This window comes from Micromonospora sp. NPDC049799, from assembly GCF_040656655.1.
Lineage (GTDB): Bacteria > Actinomycetota > Actinomycetes > Mycobacteriales > Micromonosporaceae > Micromonospora.
In genome coordinates this window covers 1-1951 of record NZ_JBFAMU010000728.1, presented here as the reverse complement: position 1 = coordinate 1951, position 1951 = coordinate 1, and the positions used below count along the sequence as shown (strand labels likewise).

Here is a 1951-nt window from a genome sequence, read left to right as displayed (position 1 = left end):
GACCGCCGCCGGCCACCGCCGCCCCGGACCGGCCGTCGGGGCGAGCCCGGCCGGAGCGGCGCCGGAGGGCGGCTCAGGCAACGTGGCGCAGGTAGCCCGCGACGGAGGCGTCGAGGACCTCGCGTCCGGGCCGTGCCCACACCTCGGCGGAGAAGACCTCCACCTCGACCGGTCCGGTGTAGCCGGCCGCGTCGACGGCCGCACGCAGGCGGCGCAGCTCGATGCAGCCGTCGCCGGGCAGCGCACGGCCCAGCAGCACGCCCTCGGGCAGCGGGGTCACCCAGTCGCACACCTGGAACGCGGCGATCCGCGCCCCCGCGCGGGCGATCTGCGCGTACACGGTGTCGTCCCACCACACGTGGTACGCGTCGACGACGACACCCACCACACCCGGGTCGAACGCCTCGGCGATGTCGAGCGCCTGGCCCAGCGTGGCGACGACGCACCGGTCGGCGCAGAACATCGGGTGCAGCGGCTCGATGGCCAGGGTCACCCCGGCCGCCGCGGCGTGCGGGGCCAGCTCGGTGATCGCGTCGGCGACCCGCTTCCGGGCGCCGTCGACGTCCCGGCTGCCCGGTGGCAGGCCGCCGGAGACCAGCACCAGCACGCCCGCACCGAGTGTGGCGGCCTCCTCGATCGCCCGCAGGTTCTCGTCCCGCCAGCCGTCGGCGGTGAAGAACCCGCCCCGGCACAGCGAGGTCACGGCCAGCCCGGCGTCGCGCACCAGCTTCGCGGCGCGGCCCAACCCGTACTCGGCCACCGGCTCCCGCCACAGGCCGATCCCGGGCACCCCGGCGTCGACGCACCCGGCGACCACGTCCTCCAGCGGCCAGTGCTTCGCCGTGGCCTGGTTGAAGGAGAACCGCCCCAGACCCGGCTCACTCACTGGTCCACCCCCGCCGTGGCGAAGAACGCCCGCGCGCGGGCGGCGGCCCGCTCGGCGTCCGGCAGCAGGCCGGCGGCGTCGGCGAGGGTGAGCAGGGTCGCCAGGTGCGCCGGCGAGCGACCGGACTGGAGGCCCCCGACCATGGTGAAGTGGTCCTGGTGACCGGCCAGCCAGGCCAGGAAGACGATGCCCGTCTTGTAGAACCAGGTGGGCGTCGCGAACAGGTGCCGGGCCAGCGGCACGGTGGGCGCGAAGATCGCGTCGTACGCCGCCAGGTCGTCGCGGTCCAGCGCGGCCAGCGCGGCGGCGGCGGCCGGCGCGATCGCCGCGAACACCCCGAGCAGGGCGTCGGAGTGGCCGACCTCGTCGCCCCGGATCAGCTCCGGGTAGTGGAAGTCGTCGCCGGTGTAGAGGCGTACGCCCGCGGGGAGCCGGCGACGCAGCGCGACCTCCCGGGCGGCGTCGAGCAGCGACACCTTGATGCCGTCCACCCGCGACTCGTGCGCCTTGACCAGCTCGACGACCGTGTCGGCGGCCAGGTCGAGGTCGCTCGCGCCCCAGTAGCCGGCCAGCGCCGGGTCGAACATCGACCCGAGCCAGTGCAGCACGACCGGCCCGTCGGCGGCGGTGAGCAGCTCGTCGTACACCCGCAGGTAGTCCTCGGGGCCCTGGGCCGCGGCGGCGAGGTCCCGGCTGCACATCAGCACCGGGCGGGCGCCGGCCTCCTGCACCTCGTCGAGCTGCTCGCGGTAGGCCCGGGTCACGTCGGCCAGGGTGGCCGGACCTGCCGGAAGCTGGTCGGTGGCGACACCGGCCACGATCCGCGCGCCCACCGCGCGCGCCTCGGCGGCGCTGCGCCGGATCAGCTCCCGGGTGGTCGGGTGGTCCAGACCCATGCCACGCTGCGCGGTGTCCATCGCCTCGGCGACCCCCAGGCCGTACGACCAGAGGTGCCGCCGGAAGGCCAGGGTGCGCTCCCAGTCGAGCACGGCCGGGACGCCCCGACGATCACGTCGCCGTAGACGGTCCACGCCTGCTCGCCGATGAACTCCGCCTGCGACTGGG

Annotated in this window: 2 protein-coding genes; both read right to left on the bottom strand. The window is 75.8% G+C overall.

What is annotated here, in order from left to right; all coding sequences use genetic code 11:
• Nucleotides 1–73: 73 nt before the first annotated feature.
• Nucleotides 74–886: a sugar phosphate isomerase/epimerase gene (locus tag AB0I76_RS28835; protein WP_357041979.1), complete on the bottom strand. Its 813-nt coding sequence runs from the start codon at nucleotides 884–886 to the stop codon at nucleotides 74–76.
• Nucleotides 883–1917, bottom strand: coding sequence for a DUF993 family protein (locus tag AB0I76_RS28830; protein ID WP_357041976.1), 1035 nt, complete (start codon nucleotides 1915–1917; stop codon nucleotides 883–885). Before AB0I76_RS28830 ends, AB0I76_RS28835 begins: the two co-directional genes overlap by 4 nt.
• Nucleotides 1918–1951: the final 34 nt, after the last annotated feature.